The 19,217-nt window shown below is 52.9% G+C and carries 21 protein-coding genes and 1 tRNA gene; 12 read left to right on the top strand and 10 right to left on the bottom strand.

Annotation, left to right across the window (positions count from 1 at the left end; translation table 11 throughout):
- Both FYJ24_RS00110 and FYJ24_RS00105 read right to left on the bottom strand, forming a co-directional pair.
- Entirely contained in the window at positions 1–279 is a 279-nt protein-coding gene (locus tag FYJ24_RS00110) for a metal-sensitive transcriptional regulator (RefSeq protein ID WP_154542495.1), read from the bottom strand.
- 153 nt (positions 280–432) lie between these two features.
- Positions 433–1,503, bottom strand: a complete 1,071-nt coding sequence (locus tag FYJ24_RS00105; RefSeq protein ID WP_154542494.1) for a hypothetical protein — start codon at positions 1,501–1,503, stop codon at positions 433–435.
- A 162-nt stretch (positions 1,504–1,665) separates the two neighbouring features.
- On the opposite strand from FYJ24_RS00105, the gene FYJ24_RS00100 reads away from it, so the two are divergent.
- Together FYJ24_RS00100 and FYJ24_RS00095 are read left to right on the top strand one after the other, a co-directional pair.
- On the top strand, positions 1,666–3,114 hold the full coding sequence (locus FYJ24_RS00100; RefSeq protein WP_154542493.1) for an alpha/beta fold hydrolase: 1,449 nt from the start codon (positions 1,666–1,668) through the stop codon (positions 3,112–3,114).
- Positions 3,095–3,664 (top strand): hypothetical protein, encoded by a 570-nt coding sequence (locus FYJ24_RS00095; protein WP_154542492.1) that lies wholly within the window; start codon positions 3,095–3,097, stop codon positions 3,662–3,664. The genes FYJ24_RS00100 and FYJ24_RS00095 overlap by 20 nt, the downstream gene beginning before the upstream one ends.
- Here FYJ24_RS00095 and purB read toward each other — a convergent pair.
- Complete coding sequence (gene purB / locus FYJ24_RS00090) at positions 3,661–5,067, bottom strand: adenylosuccinate lyase (RefSeq protein WP_154542491.1); 1,407 nt, start codon at positions 5,065–5,067, stop codon at positions 3,661–3,663. The genes FYJ24_RS00095 and purB overlap by 4 nt on opposite strands.
- A gap of 7 nt (positions 5,068–5,074) precedes the next feature.
- Positions 5,075–5,842 carry a fructosamine kinase family protein gene (locus FYJ24_RS00085; RefSeq protein WP_154542490.1) on the bottom strand — a complete coding sequence of 256 codons (768 nt, stop codon included), beginning with the start codon at positions 5,840–5,842 and terminating at the stop codon, positions 5,075–5,077.
- A gap of 84 nt (positions 5,843–5,926) precedes the next feature.
- Between FYJ24_RS00085 and FYJ24_RS00080 the strand changes: the two genes are divergently transcribed.
- Positions 5,927–6,178 (top strand): hypothetical protein, encoded by a 252-nt coding sequence (locus tag FYJ24_RS00080; RefSeq protein WP_154542489.1) that lies wholly within the window; start codon positions 5,927–5,929, stop codon positions 6,176–6,178.
- Positions 6,171–7,493, top strand: coding sequence for an alpha/beta hydrolase family protein (locus tag FYJ24_RS00075; protein WP_154542488.1), 1,323 nt, complete (start codon positions 6,171–6,173; stop codon positions 7,491–7,493). Before FYJ24_RS00080 ends, FYJ24_RS00075 begins: the two co-directional genes overlap by 8 nt.
- Here the strand turns inward: FYJ24_RS00075 and FYJ24_RS00070 are convergent.
- Genes FYJ24_RS00070 through FYJ24_RS00060 form a run of 3 tightly spaced genes read right to left on the bottom strand, consistent with a single transcriptional unit; the run spans position 7,483 to position 9,992 of the window.
- On the bottom strand, positions 7,483–7,863 hold the full coding sequence (locus FYJ24_RS00070) for a phage holin family protein (protein WP_206192389.1): 381 nt from the start codon (positions 7,861–7,863) through the stop codon (positions 7,483–7,485). The genes FYJ24_RS00075 and FYJ24_RS00070 overlap by 11 nt on opposite strands.
- Before the next feature lies 1 nt (position 7,864).
- Complete coding sequence (gene purU / locus FYJ24_RS00065; protein WP_154542486.1) at positions 7,865–8,707, bottom strand: formyltetrahydrofolate deformylase; 843 nt, start codon at positions 8,705–8,707, stop codon at positions 7,865–7,867.
- Between the two features lie 19 nt (positions 8,708–8,726).
- Complete coding sequence (locus FYJ24_RS00060; protein ID WP_206192388.1) at positions 8,727–9,992, bottom strand: histidine--tRNA ligase; 1,266 nt, start codon at positions 9,990–9,992, stop codon at positions 8,727–8,729.
- 81 nt (positions 9,993–10,073) lie between these two features.
- Between FYJ24_RS00060 and FYJ24_RS00055 the strand changes: the two genes are divergently transcribed.
- A tRNA-Arg gene (locus FYJ24_RS00055) sits at positions 10,074–10,146 on the top strand.
- A 414-nt stretch (positions 10,147–10,560) separates the two neighbouring features.
- On the opposite strand, the gene FYJ24_RS00050 is transcribed toward FYJ24_RS00055, so the two are convergent.
- From FYJ24_RS00050 to FYJ24_RS00040, 3 genes are read right to left on the bottom strand one after another with little or no spacing between them, the layout of a single operon-like run.
- A complete protein-coding gene (locus FYJ24_RS00050; RefSeq protein WP_154542484.1) occupies positions 10,561–10,923 on the bottom strand; it encodes a substrate-binding domain-containing protein in 363 nt (120 codons plus the stop codon).
- Positions 10,871–11,089 carry a substrate-binding domain-containing protein gene (locus tag FYJ24_RS13480; RefSeq protein ID WP_154542483.1) on the bottom strand — a complete coding sequence of 73 codons (219 nt, stop codon included), beginning with the start codon at positions 11,087–11,089 and terminating at the stop codon, positions 10,871–10,873. Before FYJ24_RS13480 ends, FYJ24_RS00050 begins: the two co-directional genes overlap by 53 nt.
- A gap of 19 nt (positions 11,090–11,108) precedes the next feature.
- Positions 11,109–11,621: a LacI family DNA-binding transcriptional regulator gene (locus FYJ24_RS00040; protein ID WP_154542482.1), complete on the bottom strand. Its 513-nt coding sequence runs from the start codon at positions 11,619–11,621 to the stop codon at positions 11,109–11,111.
- Between the two features lie 300 nt (positions 11,622–11,921).
- On the opposite strand from FYJ24_RS00040, the gene FYJ24_RS00035 reads away from it, so the two are divergent.
- From FYJ24_RS00035 to FYJ24_RS00005, 7 genes are all read left to right on the top strand, one after another.
- Positions 11,922–13,256 (top strand): ABC transporter substrate-binding protein, encoded by a 1,335-nt coding sequence (locus FYJ24_RS00035; protein ID WP_206192387.1) that lies wholly within the window; start codon positions 11,922–11,924, stop codon positions 13,254–13,256.
- Positions 13,256–14,242, top strand: a complete 987-nt coding sequence (locus FYJ24_RS00030; protein WP_154542481.1) for a carbohydrate ABC transporter permease — start codon at positions 13,256–13,258, stop codon at positions 14,240–14,242. The genes FYJ24_RS00035 and FYJ24_RS00030 overlap by 1 nt, the downstream gene beginning before the upstream one ends.
- Complete coding sequence (locus FYJ24_RS00025) at positions 14,242–15,126, top strand: carbohydrate ABC transporter permease (RefSeq protein WP_154542480.1); 885 nt, start codon at positions 14,242–14,244, stop codon at positions 15,124–15,126. The genes FYJ24_RS00030 and FYJ24_RS00025 overlap by 1 nt, the downstream gene beginning before the upstream one ends.
- A gap of 92 nt (positions 15,127–15,218) precedes the next feature.
- Complete coding sequence (locus FYJ24_RS00020) at positions 15,219–16,238, top strand: glycoside hydrolase family 130 protein (RefSeq protein WP_154542479.1); 1,020 nt, start codon at positions 15,219–15,221, stop codon at positions 16,236–16,238.
- A complete protein-coding gene (locus FYJ24_RS00015) occupies positions 16,231–17,685 on the top strand; it encodes a phosphohexomutase domain-containing protein (RefSeq protein ID WP_154542478.1) in 1,455 nt (484 codons plus the stop codon). The genes FYJ24_RS00020 and FYJ24_RS00015 overlap by 8 nt, the downstream gene beginning before the upstream one ends.
- 4 nt (positions 17,686–17,689) lie before the next feature.
- Entirely contained in the window at positions 17,690–18,904 is a 1,215-nt protein-coding gene (gene manA / locus FYJ24_RS00010) for a mannose-6-phosphate isomerase, class I (protein WP_154542477.1), read from the top strand.
- 180 nt (positions 18,905–19,084) lie between these two features.
- Positions 19,085–19,217: transposase (locus FYJ24_RS00005; protein ID WP_318656430.1), on the top strand; the 133-nt coding region annotated here is incomplete at its 3' end.

Genomic DNA, 19,217 nt, shown 5'->3' with positions numbered 1-19,217 from the left:
TCAGGATTTCACCAAGCGAGCAATTGCCGCTGTGGCTTCATGTATTTTTTCTTTTTGTACTTCAGGATCATTGCCAGCAGCCATGACACAGTGACCGAGGTGGTCTTCCAGCAGACCAAGCGCCACAGAATCAAGGGCACTTTGGATTGCAGAAATTTGGGTGAGAACGTCAATGCAGTATTTATCTTCACTGACCATGCGTTGCACGCCGCGCACTTGTCCCTCTATGCGCCGCAAGCGGTTGAGATACTTGTCGGTGTCTTGACTATAGCCCCGCATACCTTCTCCTTGCCTCACGGTCGACTGTACCCCCTGGGGGTATAATTGACAACCGCTCATTTGTTGCATGACAGTGTGCTAATTCCTGTGGCAGTTAGATATTTGTCGCCGGGACACTGTTTTATTCAGGGGGATACGCGTCTGCAGACTAGATCACCACCTTTCGCGCACCAACAGCCCAGAGGGTAGAGCAACCCATGTATGACGAAGTGGGCGAGTGACAGGAACTCCATTTCCCGCCAAGAACACGGCAATCTCATGTACAGTACGCATCCACTGATAGATAGAGCTCCACGTCAAACGATAAATCTTCCACCCAGCATTGGTAAGGTTTTGCTGGCGGCGGGTGAACTCCACCTGAGACTCTGGAGTCCCCGACTTCGAACTACCGTCAAACTCAAAACAGCATTTCTTTGAAGGAATTGCGGCATCGAGAAAATACCTAAGGCCGCGTATTCGCACCGGGAACTGTGTCTGCACTAGCTGCAGATCGCTGATAGATAACAATACCCAACGTAAGAACGCCTCGCCCGGACCATAAACGCCGGGGTCAATTGCACTAACCAATTCCACTGCGCGTTTTCTAAATTTCCGGAGGTTGACAACCATACCCATAAGCTCATCGCGAAAAGCCTCGGCCAATGGGCGCGTACGCTGCTGTTGAGAATTGGTGTATCCGCTGACCTTTCGCATGATGTCGCCTGCTGCTGCAAAGACCTGAACAGGATGGCCTCCCCTAATAAGGTCCAATATTGCTTCCGTAGGCATGGTCGTCTCTAGCTGCAACGACTGGGCGTTCTCACGCCCCACCCTTCTTCCGTCACGGCTGGAATAGGTCACAGGCGGCACTTTATGGTCATCTATCACCATTTCAGGCAAGCGACAGGCACTATATTTGGATGTTCCATCAGCCCGCCAAGCTGTAAGATCAGCTGCCCCCAACCAAGTGTTAACCCCCTGTGCAATCAGCGCACATTCGCCGGTAAAGACTGGCAACGACTCATCAACCAATCTAGTTTGGCTTACCCCGACCATCCTTGCCCGAGTTATGTGCCGGTTGATCTCCCAATATGGGAGGTCGGGGAGAGATCCCTGGTCCAGATAGACTCCCCGACGAATCTTTACCCACTGGCCCCCATCTGGTGCTTCTTCAAATGGGCCCACATAAATCCCATACACTGGCTCAATCATGAGCTGATAGTTACATACCATCGTTCGTTCCACTTTTGTACGGTGCCTCATCTGGGGATAGAGGGGGTTCTAGAACCTGTGGATATCTCTCAGGCACAGTCCGCGTCTTTCTATCCCCCCAAATAAATCAGTGTCCCGGCGACAAATATCTAACTGCCACGGGAATTAGCACACCGTCATGCGTAAGGGGGAAAGATGACTAGGCTTAACAGCATGGCCAGGTATTACCCACTGCGACGCGTGCCCCAGGCATATTCGTCTGCCTATTTTTGGCGACGCGTGGGACCGCTAGTGGCTGCGGGAGTGGGGACATCCCTCTGGAATGCTGTCGTCGAGTCGATCCCCAGGCGAAGTAACGCGCGTGCTGCACTCATTGCATCGGCGCAACGCCGCGCAGAAAAAGTGCTGCAAGACTCCCAGCGTCGTTTCTTTGATCAGCCAGGGTTAGACACATTGACCGTGCGGGAAATGACAAAAATTGGCCGATCAATCGCGCGCGCGGGACGCATCTACCTGTGGACGCGCATGGCGGTAGGTGCAGATCGGGATGGGCGTGCTCGGCAGGCAATGCGTCTCATTCCCCGGCAAGGATACGACCAACTGATGCTCACCGGGCTGGCGATCGGTACAGCTTTGGGATATTTCCGAGGTGGTCGTGTCCACACCCATTTGTGGTGGGACTCTGCCCGCGGTGAGTTAGGGCTTCCTCAAGGCCACCCGCGGCCAGGGCTCCGCAGATTCCAAGCGCCCACATCGCTGGGTGACACAGCCGCTGACATTGACGATCTGTACTGGGCCGAAGCCTACGGGCAAAGCATCAAGATCAGCCGTATTGGAGAAGGAAAGGACCGCCGGTGGATTGTGTCGATTCCCGGGACTGACCATCCCGACTGGGCCTCGCAACCCAACGTGGCAGACCTAGAGTCTAATTTCCGAGAAGAGCTCAACCTTCCCTCAGCGATGCGCATCGGCCTGCTCCACCTCATTAATAAGGCAATGCACGCAGACGGCATCGAGCGCGATGAACGCTCCAAAGAACGCGTTCTCTTGGTTGGGCATTCCCAGGGCGGCATGGTTGCAGTGGCACTAGCCGCAATGGACCCAACGAAACTGGGATTCACTGTTGACGGTGTTATCACTTTGGGTTCTCCCGCGAGGCGCATCAAGGTCCGCCCTGGTGTTGCCGTCCTAGCTGTGGAAAACGACCAAGACATTATCCCAGCCCTTGACGGAACCCCCCGCCGGGAAGCTGACGGCCGCGTGGTCTACCGCCGCAGACTGGTTCGCCCCCGCCATAACCCACTCTTTTACGCACATTCATCATCAACATACACGGAAACACTGCGTCAAGCAGAACGCCACCGTCTTGTTGCACCATGGGGGCGCCTTGGAGACGTTGTCTCACAGCTGTCTCAATTTCTACCAAAGGAGGGCGAACCCACGCGTGTTCTCCACGGATATGCATGGCAAGAATTATTGACTCCCCTGAAGCGAAGCACCTGGGATCAGTACTTCAGTATCGAACGCCCCGACTGGCAACCCGTCTCCTTTGGCGGCGAGGTTGAAGAAACGCTACCGCACATTCCCACGCCCGCAGATATTCTGGCAAAGACAGGTAACCGCCATGACCCATCCGATCAATAAAGGAGGGGAAGAAGGCCCTAGCCGTCGCCTTCCCCAGATCAACAATCGACTCACCATTGCCGCATTAGGAGCGGGTGCAAAACTGACGAAGAAGTTACGTAAGTACCTACGGACTCCCGAATATCCTGGCCAGGAAGGCCGCTTTCGCGCTCATATTTTGCGGGCATTACGAGCTCCATCCGTGGCAGCCTTAGCCAAACAAGTAGACGGAATTGATGCAAGTGTCGACATTCGTCAAGCTTTCGGAAAACCGACATTGGTCAGTGTCGATCTCATCCTTTCAGACCCTCATGACCATCTCACTTTGCAACAGAATAACAGTGGCGTGCTTCTTGAGGACCTTCTCGACAACACCGTAGAAACTATCTGGAATAACCCCGAGATTGTCCCCGCCGCAGTGCGCGGAAGAATACTTGTACGAGGCGTCGATGGCGCTGATCGAGTACTTATTGACATGACAGCATTGGGGTTCGACGATGAGATCGGACGACCAGCGGACCTTTACGATCGTTTCGGTGCACCCGCGTCCGATCCCGCTTGGCGCCCCTAGTCTAAGAATTCTTCAGTCAGCCGAGGCGCAACGCCAATGTAGGTTTCGGGGCGAAGCTGCAATAATCTCTCCTGGGTCGCTGGCTGCAACCCTAGAGATTCTACAAACTCACGTAATGACTCTTCACTGAATCCTTTTCCGCGTGTGAGCGCTTTAAGTTTCTCATAGGGGGAATCAACGTTAGCCTGACCTATGGCTGTTTCGACGCGAAGCACCTGTTGTATCGCCTCGGACAAGACTTCCCATCGCGACGCAAGATCAGCAGCGATCACCTCGGTGTCTGCAGCCACCCCGTCAAGCCCGGCACAGATATTGTCCAGGGCTAATAACGAATACCCCAAAGCAGAACCAATATTGCGTTGGGTGGTTGAATCTGTCAGGTCACGTTGAAGCCGGGATGTTACTAATGTTGCACACAAGGCGTCCAGCAGTGCACTGGATATTTCCAAGTTGGCTTCGGCATTTTCGAAGCGGATTGGATTAATTTTGTGGGGCATTGTGGAGGACCCGGTGGAGCCTTGCGCAGAGAGCATCTGCCGAAAATACCCCAGTGAAATGTATGTCCACGCATCGGTGGCCAGATTGTGAGCGATGCGGTTGAAATGCGTGATGACCGAAAAGAGTTCTGCCATCCAGTCGTGGGATTCTATCTGAGTGGTAAGCGGGTTCCAGGTCAGTCCAAGATGCTCAACAAAACCGCGGGACAGCTGGGGCCAATCTACGTGAGGTAGCGCCACAACATGGGCGGAAAAAGTTCCGGTAGCCCCATTAAACTTCCCCAGATACTCGATTCGATCCAGCGCACCCAGTTGACGTCCCAGCCTGTGGGCAAACACTGCCATCTCTTTACCCAAGGTGGTGGGGGTAGCCGTTTGGCCGTGGGTTCGCGACAGCATAGGCACCTGTGCATATTCTGCGGCCATAGTCTTTAGGCGTCCCACCAATCCCTCAGCTGCCGGACGCCACACCTTTTCTACCGCAGCTTTGACACACAGCGCATATGACAGGTTGTTGATGTCTTCAGAGGTACAAAAGACGTGGACTAGCTCTAGCAAGTCCGGCCGCACCTGTGAAAGGTGCTCTCGAAGCAGATACTCAACGGCCTTGACGTCGTGGCGTGTTTCTTTTTCAAACTGGGCGAGGCGCTGGCGGGTCTGCTCAGAGAAGTTCTGCGGTAGTTCACGCAGATATGTTGCATGCGGTGAATCCAGAGGTTGCAGACCTGGGTATATTCCCTGTTCGATCGAGTAAATCAGCCATTCCACCTCTACAAAGAGGCGCGCTCGGTTGAGGGCTGCCTCAGAAAGATAGGCGGTGAGCGGAGCGGTTTGGCTGCGGTACCGCCCATCAAGAGGAGAAAGTGCTTCGTTGGCGATGAGTTGAGAAGGAAAGGCTGGTGTCATGGTTCGATTATCCGATACGGCGCAGGATCTGCGCGGCCACTTCCACGCTTTGGCCTATATATCCGCCACCGAAAAGGTGCGCATGAACTACCAGTAGGTGCATCTGGTGGAGCCCTATACGGTCTTGCCAACCGGGGGAAAAACTCGAAACTTCCTGATATCCAGCGATTATCTGGTCGAGGTGAGGCGTGCCAAAAAGCGCCAATGCGGCGATGTCATCCTCAGCATGTCCGCCTTGCGCGGCGGGATCGATGAGCACCACCCCCGCGGAAGTCCACATGAGGTTTCCAGCCCAGAGGTCTCCGTGGATACGCGCATATTTGCGTACCAAAGTGGGCTGCGGATGATCCAAAACTCCTGAGCGCAAGGCTTCACACAGGTCACGTAATACGTGAGCTTTGTGCCAATGCCAGTCAACATAGGGTTCAATGCGGTGGGCTGCATAGAAGCGGCCCCATGAGCCTGTCTCATCAGGTAGGGAGAGCGGGGCTTTCCCAATCCATCCAGAACCGTGATAGCCCTCTGGGGGACACCCCCATCCGCCTGCACCAGCTGCGTGCAGCCTCGCCAGGCTAGCGCCGAACTCTCTGGCAGCCGCGAGGGTGGGGCGAACCTCATTTAGGCGTTCTTCTGTCAGAGACATCGGCGTAGCATGTAGCACCCTCACAATACGGCAGGCGTGGGCTGCTGTGAGCCATGTCAAACCTGCTACTTCATACGCTATATGCCCAGGTGTTGAGGAGTTTTCGATCTTGGTGAATGCCTCAGGTTCCATATCCCCAGCCTACAGTGAGGCACTTTTCCACAGATTGCACAGGACTCAGTATGTCCGATCCAGCGATTCCATTACTGTGCCTCTATGACATCAGTTACTGGAGCAGTAAAACAGGCAATCGACCAAGCACATGAAGCGGCAGAAACTGCGCTGACACAACTGGACGCGAGTAAACCTACGGGGTGGAGCGGCCCCTCATCCATCGCCGAAGAACAGGCACGCCAAGAGGCACGCGCCGCTGGGGAAGACACGATCGTGGCTCTTTCCGCAGCACTAGATGCTGCCGAAGCCCTTTTCCTCCATGTATCCACCGCAGGGTGGGGTGACGATGAATAATGACATATGGGTAATGGGAAGCCGGACAGAAGTTGATACCGGCGCATTGCGAGAGGCGAACTCCATTTGCTGGTTGAGCCACCTCAGTTGGGAAACCGTAACCGAAGAGATTTCGTCAGCCCACGCAATGCTGTCATCCCCGCCAAACATCCCTTCGTCGGCCACCACACAGCTACTGTGGGAAGAAACCCTCACCTGTCTGACTACAGCTTTTACATCAGTTCAACTGGTCACCCCTGCAACAGCAGACCTGTATTTTTGGCGAGAACAAGCCGCATTGTTGTACGAGGCAGCCGAGAGTTCCGTATCCAACGCGTTACTTGGTTTAGTGTTCCCCAATACGAATATCTTTCGGATTCTTGGGCTTGCCGCTGTTACTACAGGAAAACTCAAGCCCAGTGGGAAGGAAGTTACGCAGTCAGCACGGATGGTCAATCACCTTGGGCTGGCTAATCCTTCTTATGTGGCGGCAGGGATAGCATGGCTCATCCATCCCGCGGGGCGGCACGGTGAGCCAGCAAACCAACGCGTATGGGTTCGCGGTTTCAGTAATGCACTAACAAATGGGCCCAGTAATGGGTCATGGCGGTTTGTTCAGTTTTCTGGAGTATCTCTAGCGGCTATCCCCCGAGCCGGCCACCCACGCCAAGTTTCTACGCCTTTCACAGCGCAAGCGGCCCTAGAAGGCCTTGCGGACCCAAACCCCCAGGGGGAGGTCAGAATCATTTGCCATGAAAATGCAGCAGGCGAAAAGTCATGGTCGGTCCTGGTTCCCGGCACAAAAGATTGGAATCCTCTCAGCGACAACAGTCAGGATATGGCTAGCAATTTGATGGAAGTCGGCGACTCTCAATCACCAGCCCAGGCGGCGGTTATCGGTGCGATGGAGCTGGCTGGAATAGCTCCGGGCGAGCCGGTAGAGCTAGTCGGACACTCCCAAGGGGGCGCCGTCGCTGCTCATGTAGCAATAGACCCCTACGTGCAGAACCGCTACACGATTTGTTCTGTTCTCACTGCTGGTGCCCCCTCCGGCTCTATCGAGGAACCTCATCCTGGAACACTGAACCTGGTAGATACAGCCGACTTAGTTCCAGGACTGGCTGGGCAACTGCCAAATGGATTGACTGCATATGTGTCCATTCCCGAAAAACATGAGCCCCACATATTGGACAACTATGCCTCCATTGCGCAGCGCGTCACATCGTCGTCGGACGAAGCTGCCGCGTGGCAAGAACAGCGCAGCAAAGCATTGAAACTTGATGAGACGGAGGTGAGTACCCTCTTCCTGTTCAATACAGGGAAAGTTACTTTGTAGCCCGTCCCAATATTCCTACGATGATCGCAGAAATAATAGCCACGAGTGTTGCCGCCAGGAACGTAGCGCCCCACGAGTCGAAAGAGATAGGGACCCCCACAGTTCTAGAAGCCCACGCAGCCAGCTGCAGAACAATCACGTTGGTAATCAGCGAAAACAGCCCAAAGGTGAGAATGTACAGGGGGAAAGCAATCACCTTGATAAGGGGACGCACCAGGGATCCAACCGCGGTGAGTATTGCAGCAATTACCGCAAGATAAGCCCAAGTTTGCCAGGTTTCTTCCCCTTCAATGACCTGGACACCAGGAATCCACTCAGCCGCTAGCCACAAACCCACCATATTGCCGACAAGGCGAACTAGAAAACGCATACTAATCAAACACCACCGTTGCATGTCCATTGAGCAGCACGCGGCGCTCAGCGTGCCATCTGACGGCGCGTGACAGGACGCGACGTTCCACGTCTTGTCCTTGCGCTACAAAGTCTGGAACGGAGTCAGCGTGCGTGACTCGAATCGTGTCTTGTTCGATGATGGGTCCCTCGTCAAGATCTGGAGTGACATAGTGGGCGGTGGCACCGATAATCTTTACACCGCGCGCATGGGCCTGGGCATAAGGTCTGGCTCCTTTGAATGAGGGGAGGAACGAGTGATGAATGTTGATGATCCTCCCCTTCATCGCCTCGCACACCTTATCCGAAAGAATCTGCATGTAGCGCGCTAAGACAACTAGTTCAACGTCCTTTTCGTCGATAAGCCCCAGAAGTTCTTCTTCAGCGCTGTCCTTCGTCTGTTGCGTGACGGGAATGCAGTAGAACGGAGCATTGTAGAAATCGGCAAGTGGACGCAAAGTCTCATGGTTTGCTACAACGGCAACAACATCTATCGGCAAAGTGCCCTCATGAGCGCGGTAAAGCAAATCAGAAAGACAGTGACCTTCTTTGGATGCCATGATGAGAGTGCGCACTTTGTGACCTGCAGACTCTAGGTTCCAGTCAAGGTCCAAGATTGCGGCGACACGTGTCAGGCTTTGACGCAACACTTCAGGGTCATTGACACCAGCAGCGTGTACCCGCATATGGAACCGGTGCGAGACAGGATCACCGTACTGCTGCGATTCCAAAATATTCCCGCCAGCTGCGGCAATCGCCCCTGACACTGCATGGACGATGCCCGGCTGATCGGGACACGACAAGGTGAGGATTAGTTCATCCATAGTTCGAAGCCTACGTCAGTTAAAAACTAAGTTCACGCAGGTCCGCCGCCGAGGCTTCTCTTCGCGCATCGAGCGAGTGGGTGTAACCCTGCTCTGCAAGGCCATCAAAAAACTGGGAATTAGGTCGACGAGGTGGAACAACCAGTGACACTGACGCCCCCTGGTCCAGCAGTTCTTGGCGCAGTCTCAAGAGATCAACGGGGCTTCCGCCCGGTTTGTACAGCAGGGCAACCTTCTTACCTTGAGTTTCAGTATCCGCTACCAGGTCAACGATGCGTTCGAAGCCTATGGAGAACCCACATGCTGGCACGTCGCGTCCCAACCATTTTCCGACAACCTTGTCGTAGCGGCCGCCACCGGCAATCGAATAGTCACGCTCTTTGTGTTTCACTTCAAAGATCGCCCCCGTGTAGTAGCCCATTCCACGCACAAGTGTCGGATCAAATTCGATTCGAGCCTGCGGAATAAGCTCACGCACTGCGGCAACTATCGCTGGGAGGTCTTGCAAGCTGACTTCGCGATCCCCCACAACCACATGACCATCTTTGAGAGCAGTCTCACACACCTGTTCGTCTTGAAGAGATGCCACAAGCGCGAGAAGCCGATCAGCACTCTGCGCATCGGCAATGCCTTTGTCCACCAGTTCTGCCCGGACTCCCCCCAGACCAATCTTGTCAGCCTTATCCAGAGCAATGAGAGCGGCGTCAACATTATCGTCGCCGATTCCAGCGGCTGCCAAGATACCGATGAGGAAACGTCGATCATTCACTAGGACCTTTACTTGGTCACCCAATCCAAGTGCGGTAAGTGCGCTAAGGGTAGTGACGACGAGATCGACTTCAGCGGTGATAGATTCATCACCCAAGATATCTATGTCACATTGGATGAATTGGCGATATCTTCCCTTCTGGGGCCGTTCCGCACGCCATACCGGGCCGGATTGAAATGCGCGAAATACCCGAGGAAGATCCGCGATATTTGACGCATAGTAGCGCGTAAGAGGAACGGTCAGGTCATAGCGGAGACCTAAATCAGCAGCGTCACGAACTGCGACAGTCCCATCAGCAGGTAAGCCGCGTTTCATGATCTGGAAGAGCATCTTTTCATTTTCTCCTCCCTGCCCAGAGGTCAAGCGTGAAAGTGGCTCAACCGCTGGAGTTTCAATGGGAAGAAAGCCAGCGCGCAGATAAACATCGGCGATGGTAGAGAGAATTTGATCACGTTTTTCCTTCTCGGAAGGAAGGATGTCGCGCATACCGCGGGCGGGAACTACTGGATTAGCCATGTTGTGCATTGTAAGACAATCTTGGCTCTCGATTTTGCGTTGGCTCAATGCGTGCGTATAGTAAAACCCGCCGAAAGGTAAGCGCCTGTAGCTCAATGGATAGAGCATCTGACTACGGATCAGAAGGTTGGGGGTTCGAGTCCCTTCAGGCGCGCAGCAGCCCCCGCAGGTGCAACCCACTTGGCGGGGGTTCCGCTTATCTCCTTCCCACGTACGGGGTCATAATACTGTTCACAGGGTTGTATGCGGCCCCGGCACCTACTACTTCGCCCATGCTGTTGCACTGGGAGCCCCCCCTGGGGGGGAATAGGATGCCAGGTTTGTGTGAGAGTTGGCCACACACCCGGTGCGAGAAAGCGTTCAAGTGCGTGGGTGCTTTTGTGAGTGTCTGCTTTTTACCGTTTTCCTTCGCACAAATCGGTAAAAACCAAGCACTCACCAGTGAGGAACACTCTATGCCAGCAAGTCTCAGAGCAAAGACCCACCTCAAAAACCAACCACACCCCACCAAACTCCCAAGAGCCCGTTTACCTAGAGTGTCCCTTTCATATTCCGCATTCCTCTGTTATCAGTTACCCGAAGTGACTGGACCGGTGGAAGAACGCACTAAGAACTCCACCCGGGGTATTGGAACTTTAGTAACTGGTCTTCCCTCTATGGTTGCGATGAGCGTTACCGCGGCCGCACGCCCCCACTCGACCGCATTCTGCCTGATCGTTGTCAACGGCGGATCAGTGTAAGGGGCCATGGGGATGTCATCAAAACCAACAACAGAAAGGTCTCGGGGGATACGTAGGCTGCGATCGCGAGCCGCAGCCATTCCAGCAATGGCCATTAGGTCATTGCCGTATACGATCGCCGTCGGAGCCTCAGGCAGGTCAAGCAATTCGTGGGTGGCCTGCGCCCCCAACACCCGTGTAGTCAGAGACAATCACGGGACCTGGCTCTAAACCAAGCTCTGCTAGGGTATCTTCCCAAGCTGATAGTCGTGAAGCCGTATGAACATATTCTGGAGTACCGCAAACGTGTCCAATTCTTCTGTGACCCAGTGAGGCTAAGTGACGAACAGCTCGCCGCACCCCCGACGCGTCGTTCATTTCAATAGTAAGAGCACCCTTAGAGATAGCACTTGGGGGGGCAAACCAGTGTTGCTGGGACCCCTAGTTCTTCAAGAATGGCTGGTCTTTGATCGTCGGTAGTCAGGTCAGTCAGAAAAACGCCATCGACACGGGACTCACGAGCAAATGTTCTATAGGCTTCATTCTCGGTTTCAATGTCGTCAGCAACTTGCAGCACGAGGGCATACCCACTTGCACTCATGCCGATCTCGGCTCCAGCTACAAATTGCGGAAAGAATGGGTCTGTTGACAACAACGCTGGTTCTCTACGAATGACAAGCCCGATTGCCCGTGACTTGCGAAGCGATAAAGCTCTAGCTTTCGCGTCGGGACGCCAGCCGAGTTTCTCTGCTGAGTCTAGGGTTCTTTTTTGAGCTTCCTCGCTGATTCCTGGCCGCCCGTTAAACACGAAGGATACGGCTGTCTTCGACACTCCAGCATGTCTGGCAACGTCGTTAATTGTCACATTGTTCGAATTTCGTCGCCCAGAAGGTTTTGAGCTATCAGTCATCAACTATCTCTTCGAATTAGTGGCATCCCGTTGCCAACACGGTCATTACAGCCGAAGTCTATATGGTTTAGTTGATTTAGTTTAGTCTTTTAGTTCGATTCTCACGAAACTGCGACATCTGTCATCCACTTTCTTGACGGACTAGACAAAAGAAACTCCCATCGATGGCAAGAACTATCAGGTTGACAAATGTGACCAAAACCGGTTTAATTCAGTTGTTGCGGTACAACGTAGCGAAATACTCGTGTCGCAAGACACAAATAACGTGGCCTTGGGCCACAAAGAATAGGAGTTGACGCGATGAAGCGCAGTAACTATATGAAGTTAATGCTCGTAGCTGGAGCAACAGCAACTGCATTAGCAGGTTGCGGTGGATCTAATACCCCGGCAAGTGGGTCTGACTCGACTAGTGAAGGAAGTTCAACATCTTCGTCCGAACTAACATCGGGGCCAATCGAAATCTGGTACTCCACCAACGAGCAAGAAATTGAGTGGGGAGAAAAGGTTGTCGAAGCGTGGAACGCTGAACACCCCGATGAGCAAGTTACGGCCCAGACTATTCCAGCTGGTTCCTCATCAGAAGATGTAATCAGTGCCTCGATTGCTGCAGGCAACACTCCTTGTTTGGTCTATAACACCGCACCCTCCGCGGTGCCTGACTTTCAGAAAGCTGGTGGACTGGTAAACCTATCGACCACCTTTGAGGACGGAAACGAGTTCATCCAGGCTCGTTCCGGCTCCGCAGCGGAGGGTTTCAAGAGTGCAGATGGCGATTACTATCAGCTTCCTTGGAAAACCAACCCCTTTATGTTGTACTACAACAAGGACGCCTTCACCAAGGCCGGCCTCGATGCAGAAAACCCAAAGCTAGAAACCTACGCTGATTTCCTCGCTGCAGCGAAAGCCATCAAAGACAGCGGAGCGGCTGACTACGCCATTTATCCTCCGTCTACATCGGATTACACTAACGTAAACTTCGATTTTTACCCATTCTTCCTAGCTAACTCAGGTGGCACCCAGTTCATTTCCGACGGGAAGGCAGCTTTCACCGACGAAGCAGGAATGCAGACTCTAGAATTCTGGCAGCAGATCTATGCGGATGGATACTCCTCTGCCGAGGCGTACAGCGGTGACATGTGGGCTGGCCCATTTGCTGATGGAATCGCTGCAATGGGGGTTGCAGGACCCTGGGGTAAAGCTCAGTTCGACGGAAAAGTCAACTTTGGCGTCACTACCATTCCTACCGAAGATGGAAAAGCCGCCGATGCAACATACACTTTCGCAGACTCAAAGAACATCGGTATGTACACTTCTTGCGAAAATCTGCAAACAGCTTGGGACTTCCTAAAGTACTCAGTAAATGACGAAAATGATCTTTCTCTTCTTGAGATCACCGGTCAGTTCCCAAATCGAAGTAACGTAACAGAACTCGCTGCATCTTTCCTTGACGAGAACCCTTTCTACACCCCATTCGCTGAAGCGGTTCCACTGGCAGTGGACGTTCCTGAAGTTGAAGGACTCGCAGAAAAGATGCAGATTTTCCGCGACGCATGGTCTTCAGTGATCCAATCCGGTAGCGGTGACATCTCCACGACTTTCAATGAAGCTGCCGAGAAAATCGACGCCCTTGGCTGATGGAAGTGACAACCGATCGTAAATCGGCTTCACTTCCGTTGGTGGCGTCACCTACATCAAAGGTGACGCCACCAACGCAAAAGAAGCCCCTAAGTGTTCGTATACGTCAAGCACTGCAAAGATTTCTGGGTGAGCATCCCCTCGGGATTGTGCTCTCAGCTCCCTACGTCCTTTTCGTTGCGGTCATATTCCTTATCCCCTTCGGGGTGGGGGGTTGGATGGCCTTCCACGATTTCTACTTCACAGCACCTGGGATGAAAGTTGATTCCCCTTTTGTTGGCCTCGATAACTTCCGTGAAGTCATCGCTGACCCATCAGTTCGCCAAGCATTCGCGAACTTGGGAACTTTCATCGTAATTAACATACCTCTCACGGTTGTTCTTTCATTGGTAATTGCAACCGGGTTGAACGCAGTAGTTCATTGGAAAGGTTTCTTCAGAGTCACTTACTATCTGCCCTACGTCACAGCATCCGTAGCGACCCTGGCAGTCTGGATCTTCATGTTCAATGACACTGGGGTTATCAACTCCATGTTGGGAAGTTTGGCTCCAGATCCCAGCTGGCTAGCCAACAAGAACCTGATTATGCCCCTAATCGCCGTCTACGTCACCTGGAAACAACTCGGCTTCTACGTGCTTCTCTACCTGGCAGCGCTGCAAAACGTGCCCGCCGAACAAAAAGAAGCCGCCCAAGTTGATGGTGCTAGCTCATGGCAAGTATTTAGGGCCGTCACACTCCCAGCAGTTCGCCCAGTCACTTCACTAGTGGTTCTGCTTTCGATAATCACCTCCGGACAAATCTTCACCGAACCCTATTTGCTTACCGGCGGCGGCCCCAACGGTGCTTCCATGACGCCCGCGTTACTCATGTACCAAAAGGGCATACAGCAAAGCCACCCAGATACTGCTGCCGCAATCGGGATGATCCTAGTTACCGTGGTGTTGATTCTGTCTGTAATTTCTCGTCGAATCACTGAGAGGTCCTGATGACCATTCCTACTCAGCCAACAAGCAAAGAAACTAATTCATCAAAACCTCCAAGAAAAATCGGGGCAGCAATCCGTTTCCTAGCACTACTTCTAGGTTCGATAACCGCGCTCTTTCCCTTCTACACGATGGTGATGGGCGCGCTGCAAAAGAAACGCGACACCTCACTGGTTGGAATGCTACCCAACGCGTCAAATATGACTCTTGACAACTTTGCTGGGGTCAACAAAACGATTGACCTTGGTCGCTCAATGACCAACTCACTCATAATCACGCTGGCAGTAATGCTATGCACGGTTGTTTTTGGCCTCCTGGTTGGTTACGCACTTGCAGTTCTCAAGTTTCGAGGACAAGGCCTAGTTTTCGCACTCGTCCTCTTGGTTCAGGCAATCCCTTTCCAACTTTTGATGATTCCCCTGTACGTGATGATCGTCAGGTACTTCGGACTGGCCGACAGCTACCTTGGAATGGTTTTGCCATTTGCGATCAACTCAGTGGCAGTACTGATCTTTCGTCAATACTTCCTGCAGATCCCGAAAGACATTTTTGATGCAGCGCGGGTTGACGGCGCCAGTGAAGTGCGCATCCTAGTTTCCATTGCTGCTCCCCTAGTTCGACCGGCAATCCTCACAGCGATGCTAGTTACCTTCATCGGTCCGTGGAACGAATTCCTCTGGCCATTCCTAGTCACAAAGAATACTGAGCTGCAACCACTTGCAGTAACACTGGCAAATTTCTCGCAGGCAAATTCAACGTTCCAAGAAAATCCAATGGGCGCCGTTCTGGCAGGCGCATGTGTTCTTGCCCTGCCCGCGGTAATTCTATTCATTATCTTCCAACGCCATTTCACCTCGGCAAATCTAGGAAGCGCAATCAAAGGCTAAAAGTATTAGCCACCAAATGTAAGTTAGGAATCCACGCATTGAATACCGTTACCTCTCGTATTCCCTACAAACTTGAGCGCCTTGGGGTACTAATGAAACCCCAACCAGGGAATCTTCTCGAAGTCGAGGGAGTACTCAACCCCGCAACCATCCAAAAAGAACCCGGTGAGCTTTTTCTGTATCCGAGGTTAGTTGCTGAGGGCAACGTTTCTCGTGTGGGACGGTGCAAAGTTGAGCTAGCAGATTCAGTTCCCGTTGACGTCACAAGGCTTGGTGTGGTTCTTGAACCCGAAGAAGCCTGGGAACGCGGTGCAAACAATGCTGGCGTCGAAGACCCCCGAATCACTCGAATCGACGATCTTGACGTCTACATCATGACTTACATTGCCTACGGGCCATTGGGACCAAAACCTGCCATGGCTGTTTCTCGCGACGGCGAAGAATGGGAAAGAATCGGACCGATTCATTTTGAGTACCAGCCCGAGCTAAGTACTGACCTCAACATGTTCCCCAATAAGGACATCGTCGTATTTCCCGAAGCCGTCACTAGCCCTGATGGAAAAGAGTCCTACGCTGTTCTTCACCGGCCAATGTGGGACCTGGACTGGTTGCGTCCCGGTGAGGGTGCGCCCCTTCCTGCCGGGATTGAAGACCCTCGTCCCTCAATTTGGATCGGTTTTGTCGACGCGGAAGCGGTGCGCAAGGACCTAAGGAACCTCGTTCACATCGAAAACTCGCGTCTATTGGCCGCCCCCGAAATGCCCTACGAAGAATCGAAAATCGGTGCTGGGCCCGCCCCCATCCGCGTCCCAGAAGGTTGGCTACTCATTCACCACGGTGTGACTGGTGCAGAAACCAAAGGATTTGGACTTGCATACGGAGCTCGCTATACAGCAGGCGCGATTCTACTTGATGCAGAACGGCCTTGGATAGAACTGGGCAGGACCCTTGAGCCGCTGCTTACCCCAGAGACTCCTGAAGAACTGGCTGGCACTCTAGGAAACGTTGTTTTTCCAACGGCTATCGAAAAGATTGATGGGCGCTATTACGTGTTCTATGGAATGGCTGATTCACAGATCGGCGTTGCTACTTTGGAGCGTATAGATGAGTGAGGCAACCGGGGACATTCTGAACTCCTTTCCAGCAATCCAAATCGCACGTTCTTTTCACCTATACGACGTGCGCGGGGTAGTTCCACAAGATATTAATCCCAACACTGCTGAAATTATTGGAGCCGCGTTCGTTGATGAAATAGTCGCAGCTGACACCGCCTCGCAAGAACAAGCTGTTGTGATTGGCCGCGACATGCGCGATACAGGTGAAGAACTTGCCTCAGCATTTGCAAAAGGAGTTCGCGCAAGAGGCATACCGGTAATTGACATCGGTCTTTGCTCCACAGACGAACTTTACTTCGCTTCAGGATACTTTGGCGCATACGGGGCAATGTTCACTGCCAGCCATAATCCTGCGAAATATAACGGGATCAAGTTTTGTCGTCCTGGAGCAAAACCGATCGGAGCCGACACAGGGTTGTTTGCGATCCGAGATCAAGCAATTTCCTTGGTGCGCGCACATTTCAATGCTGGTTCTCTGCTTGCTGACATGCGCCATGAAAACGTACTAGATCGATACGCAAATCATTTGCGCAACCAAGTAGATCTAGGCGGAATCAATCCACTAAAAGTCGTGGTTGACGCGGGAAACGGCATGGGGGGACTCACCGTACCCGCCGTATTCGACGGCTTACCTATTGAACTTGTTGCCATGAACTTTCAGTTAGATGGATCCTTCCCTGTTCATGAAGCTAACCCCCTAGAACCAAGCAACACCGCTGACTTGCAACAACGCGTCGTAGCCGAAAGAGCAGATTTGGGGCTAGCTTTCGATGGGGATGCTGATAGATGTTTCGTCATTGATGAGCGGGGAGAGCGAGTGAATCCCTCCGCCCTGATCGCCTTGATTGGCAGTCGACTTGCAGTTCGAGAGCCTGACGCAGTCATACTTCACAACGTCATTACTTCTCGTTTCGTACCAATTTTCCTTGCTACACAGGGGATTAAGACAGTAAAAACCCGCGTAGGCCACTCGTTCATAAAGAAAGAAATGGAAGAACACCGGGCAGTTTTTGCTGGCGAGCATAGCGGACATTTTTACTTCCGAGATTTTTTCGGCGCCGACTCGGGTCTCTTGGCGGCATTGTGGGTGATAGCGATACTTGGTTCTTCACAGCAAACCCTTTCTCAACTCAGCAGCGAATACGACCCCTATTTCGGTAGCGGAGAAGTCAATATTTCGGTTGACCTTGCTAAGAGTGCCCGAGCAATCGACCAAGTGAAGAACGCCCTGGCAGACAAGTGGGGAGGGGAGACCTTGGATGAAGAAACCATCGACGGTTGCACCATCTCTCATTGGGACACCGAACCACAATGGTGGGTGAATATACGCCCTTCTAACACTGAATCGCTATTGCGGGTAAACGTCGAGGCACAGTCACCAGATGTCCTCCACCAAGTCCTAGAGCAGGTGACCAAAGCGATTGTACCTAGAGAGAGAGGGTGACTTCATGTATCTCCTTGAAAACGCTCACCGCGACTATGCGTGGGGATCGGCCACGCAAATACAGCAGTTTTTGGATCTTCCCGTAGACGGACATCCTCTCGCTGAAGTATGGATCGGCGCGAATCCCGACTTGCCTTCAACTGCGATCAGCGCAGGCAGAGCAGAATCACTCAACGACCTCATCACACGAGCCCCTAAGCAAACACTTGGATGTGCCGTCTACCAGAATTTTGGCCCACAGCTCCCCTTTCTAATGAAACTCCTTGCGGCCGACCGTGGGCTATCCCTCCAGGTCCATCCTGACCGCACTCAGGCTCTACTCGGTTTCACTTCGGAAGAAAATGAAGGCATTCCCCTGAATTCCCCTACTCGAAACTACAAGGACCGCAGTCACAAACCTGAAATTATCTACCCACTTACGGACTTCGAATTACTGAGTGGGCTGCGGGAACCAGAACAAAGCGCAAAACTCATTGAATCTCTTGAAGTGAACGAGCTAGGGCCTCTAGTGGACCGGCTTCGTCACGGAGGCAGACTCGCACATAAGGTGGCCTTTGAATGGCTGCTGTCTCAGCGTCGAGAATCAACATGGGTAGATGAAGTGCACCAAAGCGCGAATCGTCAACGCGGATCACGGCCAGAGATGCGAGCAGTAGCCCAGTTGGCAAGAGAGTATCCCGGAGACCCCGGTGTTATCGCACCACTGATTCTCAACTACGAACGCCTTGCCCCAGGACAAGTAGTTTTTACCGGAGCAGGAACGTTGCACGCATATCTGCGGGGAATGGCTGTGGAAGTAATGTCATCGTCGGACAATGTTTTGCGGGCGGCTTTGACTCAAAAACACATAGACAAACAAGCAGTGCTAGCAATCACTGACTTTGTTCCCCGACTAACCGACTATCTCACTCCGGAAATCGATTCCGATTCGACGGTCAACTATCTAGTTGCAAATGTCCCAGATTTTGGTCTTCAAGTTGCCACTGTCAGGGCGGGAACCCGGCACAAACTCGTGGCGTCAGGCCCCCGCATTGCCCTGTGCATAGAGGGGACAGTAGTCCTTGAGGGACATGAGGAATTAACTCTTCGTACTGGAAGTTCAGCCTTTGTTGCCGACCAAGATGGTCAAGTGGATGTAAGTGGCAACGGAACCGTTCTCGTTGCCTTTGTACCCGTTGAATACTCCGCTAACGGTAATGACGCCGGTGGCGGTAAATAGCAGGAGAAATATCAATCTCATGAAACGAAATAGACATGTGATTGCTGTGGTAGCCGCCATTTCACTGACATACGCAGGTTTGGGAGTGTGGACAGAAGTGGACCCTGTTTTTTGGGCAGTGTTGTAGGTGGGGTGCTTGCCGCATAATGGCTCTGTAGAGCTTGAAGGAGAGCAGTTCTTGTGGCACCTAAACGTAAGCGTCGGAATCACTCAGCCCAGTTCAAAACGAAAGTGGCTCTGGAAGCCTTGAAGGAAGAGCAGACGACTGCACAGTTAGCGCAGCGCTTCGATGTTCACCCCAATCAGATCACCG

The sequence above is a fragment of the Scrofimicrobium canadense genome (assembly GCF_009696615.1).
Lineage (GTDB): Bacteria > Actinomycetota > Actinomycetes > Actinomycetales > Actinomycetaceae > Scrofimicrobium > Scrofimicrobium canadense.
The sequence above is the reverse complement of the archived record's forward strand: the minus strand, read 5'-3'. Positions and strand labels throughout refer to the sequence as shown.

What these genes read in the sequence shown, in the direction of transcription:
- FYJ24_RS00110 (WP_154542495.1), bottom strand. Translation starts at nt 279, where the DNA reads ATGCGGGGCTATAGTCAAGACACCGACAAGTATCTCAACCGCTTGCGG.
- FYJ24_RS00100 (WP_154542493.1), top strand. Translation starts at nt 1,666, where the DNA reads ATGACTAGGCTTAACAGCATGGCCAGGTATTACCCACTGCGACGCGTG.
- FYJ24_RS00095 (WP_154542492.1), top strand. Translation starts at nt 3,095, where the DNA reads ATGACCCATCCGATCAATAAAGGAGGGGAAGAAGGCCCTAGCCGTCGC.
- purB (WP_154542491.1), bottom strand. Translation starts at nt 5,067, where the DNA reads ATGACACCAGCCTTTCCTTCTCAACTCATCGCCAACGAAGCACTTTCT.
- FYJ24_RS00085 (WP_154542490.1), bottom strand. Translation starts at nt 5,842, where the DNA reads ATGGAACCTGAGGCATTCACCAAGATCGAAAACTCCTCAACACCTGGG.
- FYJ24_RS00080 (WP_154542489.1), top strand. Translation starts at nt 5,927, where the DNA reads ATGACATCAGTTACTGGAGCAGTAAAACAGGCAATCGACCAAGCACAT.
- FYJ24_RS00075 (WP_154542488.1), top strand. Translation starts at nt 6,171, where the DNA reads ATGAATAATGACATATGGGTAATGGGAAGCCGGACAGAAGTTGATACC.
- FYJ24_RS00070 (WP_206192389.1), bottom strand. Translation starts at nt 7,863, where the DNA reads ATGCGTTTTCTAGTTCGCCTTGTCGGCAATATGGTGGGTTTGTGGCTA.
- purU (WP_154542486.1), bottom strand. Translation starts at nt 8,707, where the DNA reads ATGGATGAACTAATCCTCACCTTGTCGTGTCCCGATCAGCCGGGCATC.
- FYJ24_RS00060 (WP_206192388.1), bottom strand. Translation starts at nt 9,992, where the DNA reads ATGGCTAATCCAGTAGTTCCCGCCCGCGGTATGCGCGACATCCTTCCT.
- FYJ24_RS13480 (WP_154542483.1), bottom strand. Translation starts at nt 11,089, where the DNA reads ATGAACGACGCGTCGGGGGTGCGGCGAGCTGTTCGTCACTTAGCCTCA.
- FYJ24_RS00040 (WP_154542482.1), bottom strand. Translation starts at nt 11,621, where the DNA reads ATGACTGATAGCTCAAAACCTTCTGGGCGACGAAATTCGAACAATGTG.
- FYJ24_RS00035 (WP_206192387.1), top strand. Translation starts at nt 11,922, where the DNA reads ATGAAGCGCAGTAACTATATGAAGTTAATGCTCGTAGCTGGAGCAACA.
- FYJ24_RS00030 (WP_154542481.1), top strand. Translation starts at nt 13,256, where the DNA reads ATGGAAGTGACAACCGATCGTAAATCGGCTTCACTTCCGTTGGTGGCG.
- FYJ24_RS00025 (WP_154542480.1), top strand. Translation starts at nt 14,242, where the DNA reads ATGACCATTCCTACTCAGCCAACAAGCAAAGAAACTAATTCATCAAAA.
- FYJ24_RS00020 (WP_154542479.1), top strand. Translation starts at nt 15,219, where the DNA reads ATGAAACCCCAACCAGGGAATCTTCTCGAAGTCGAGGGAGTACTCAAC.
- FYJ24_RS00015 (WP_154542478.1), top strand. Translation starts at nt 16,231, where the DNA reads ATGAGTGAGGCAACCGGGGACATTCTGAACTCCTTTCCAGCAATCCAA.
- manA (WP_154542477.1), top strand. Translation starts at nt 17,690, where the DNA reads ATGTATCTCCTTGAAAACGCTCACCGCGACTATGCGTGGGGATCGGCC.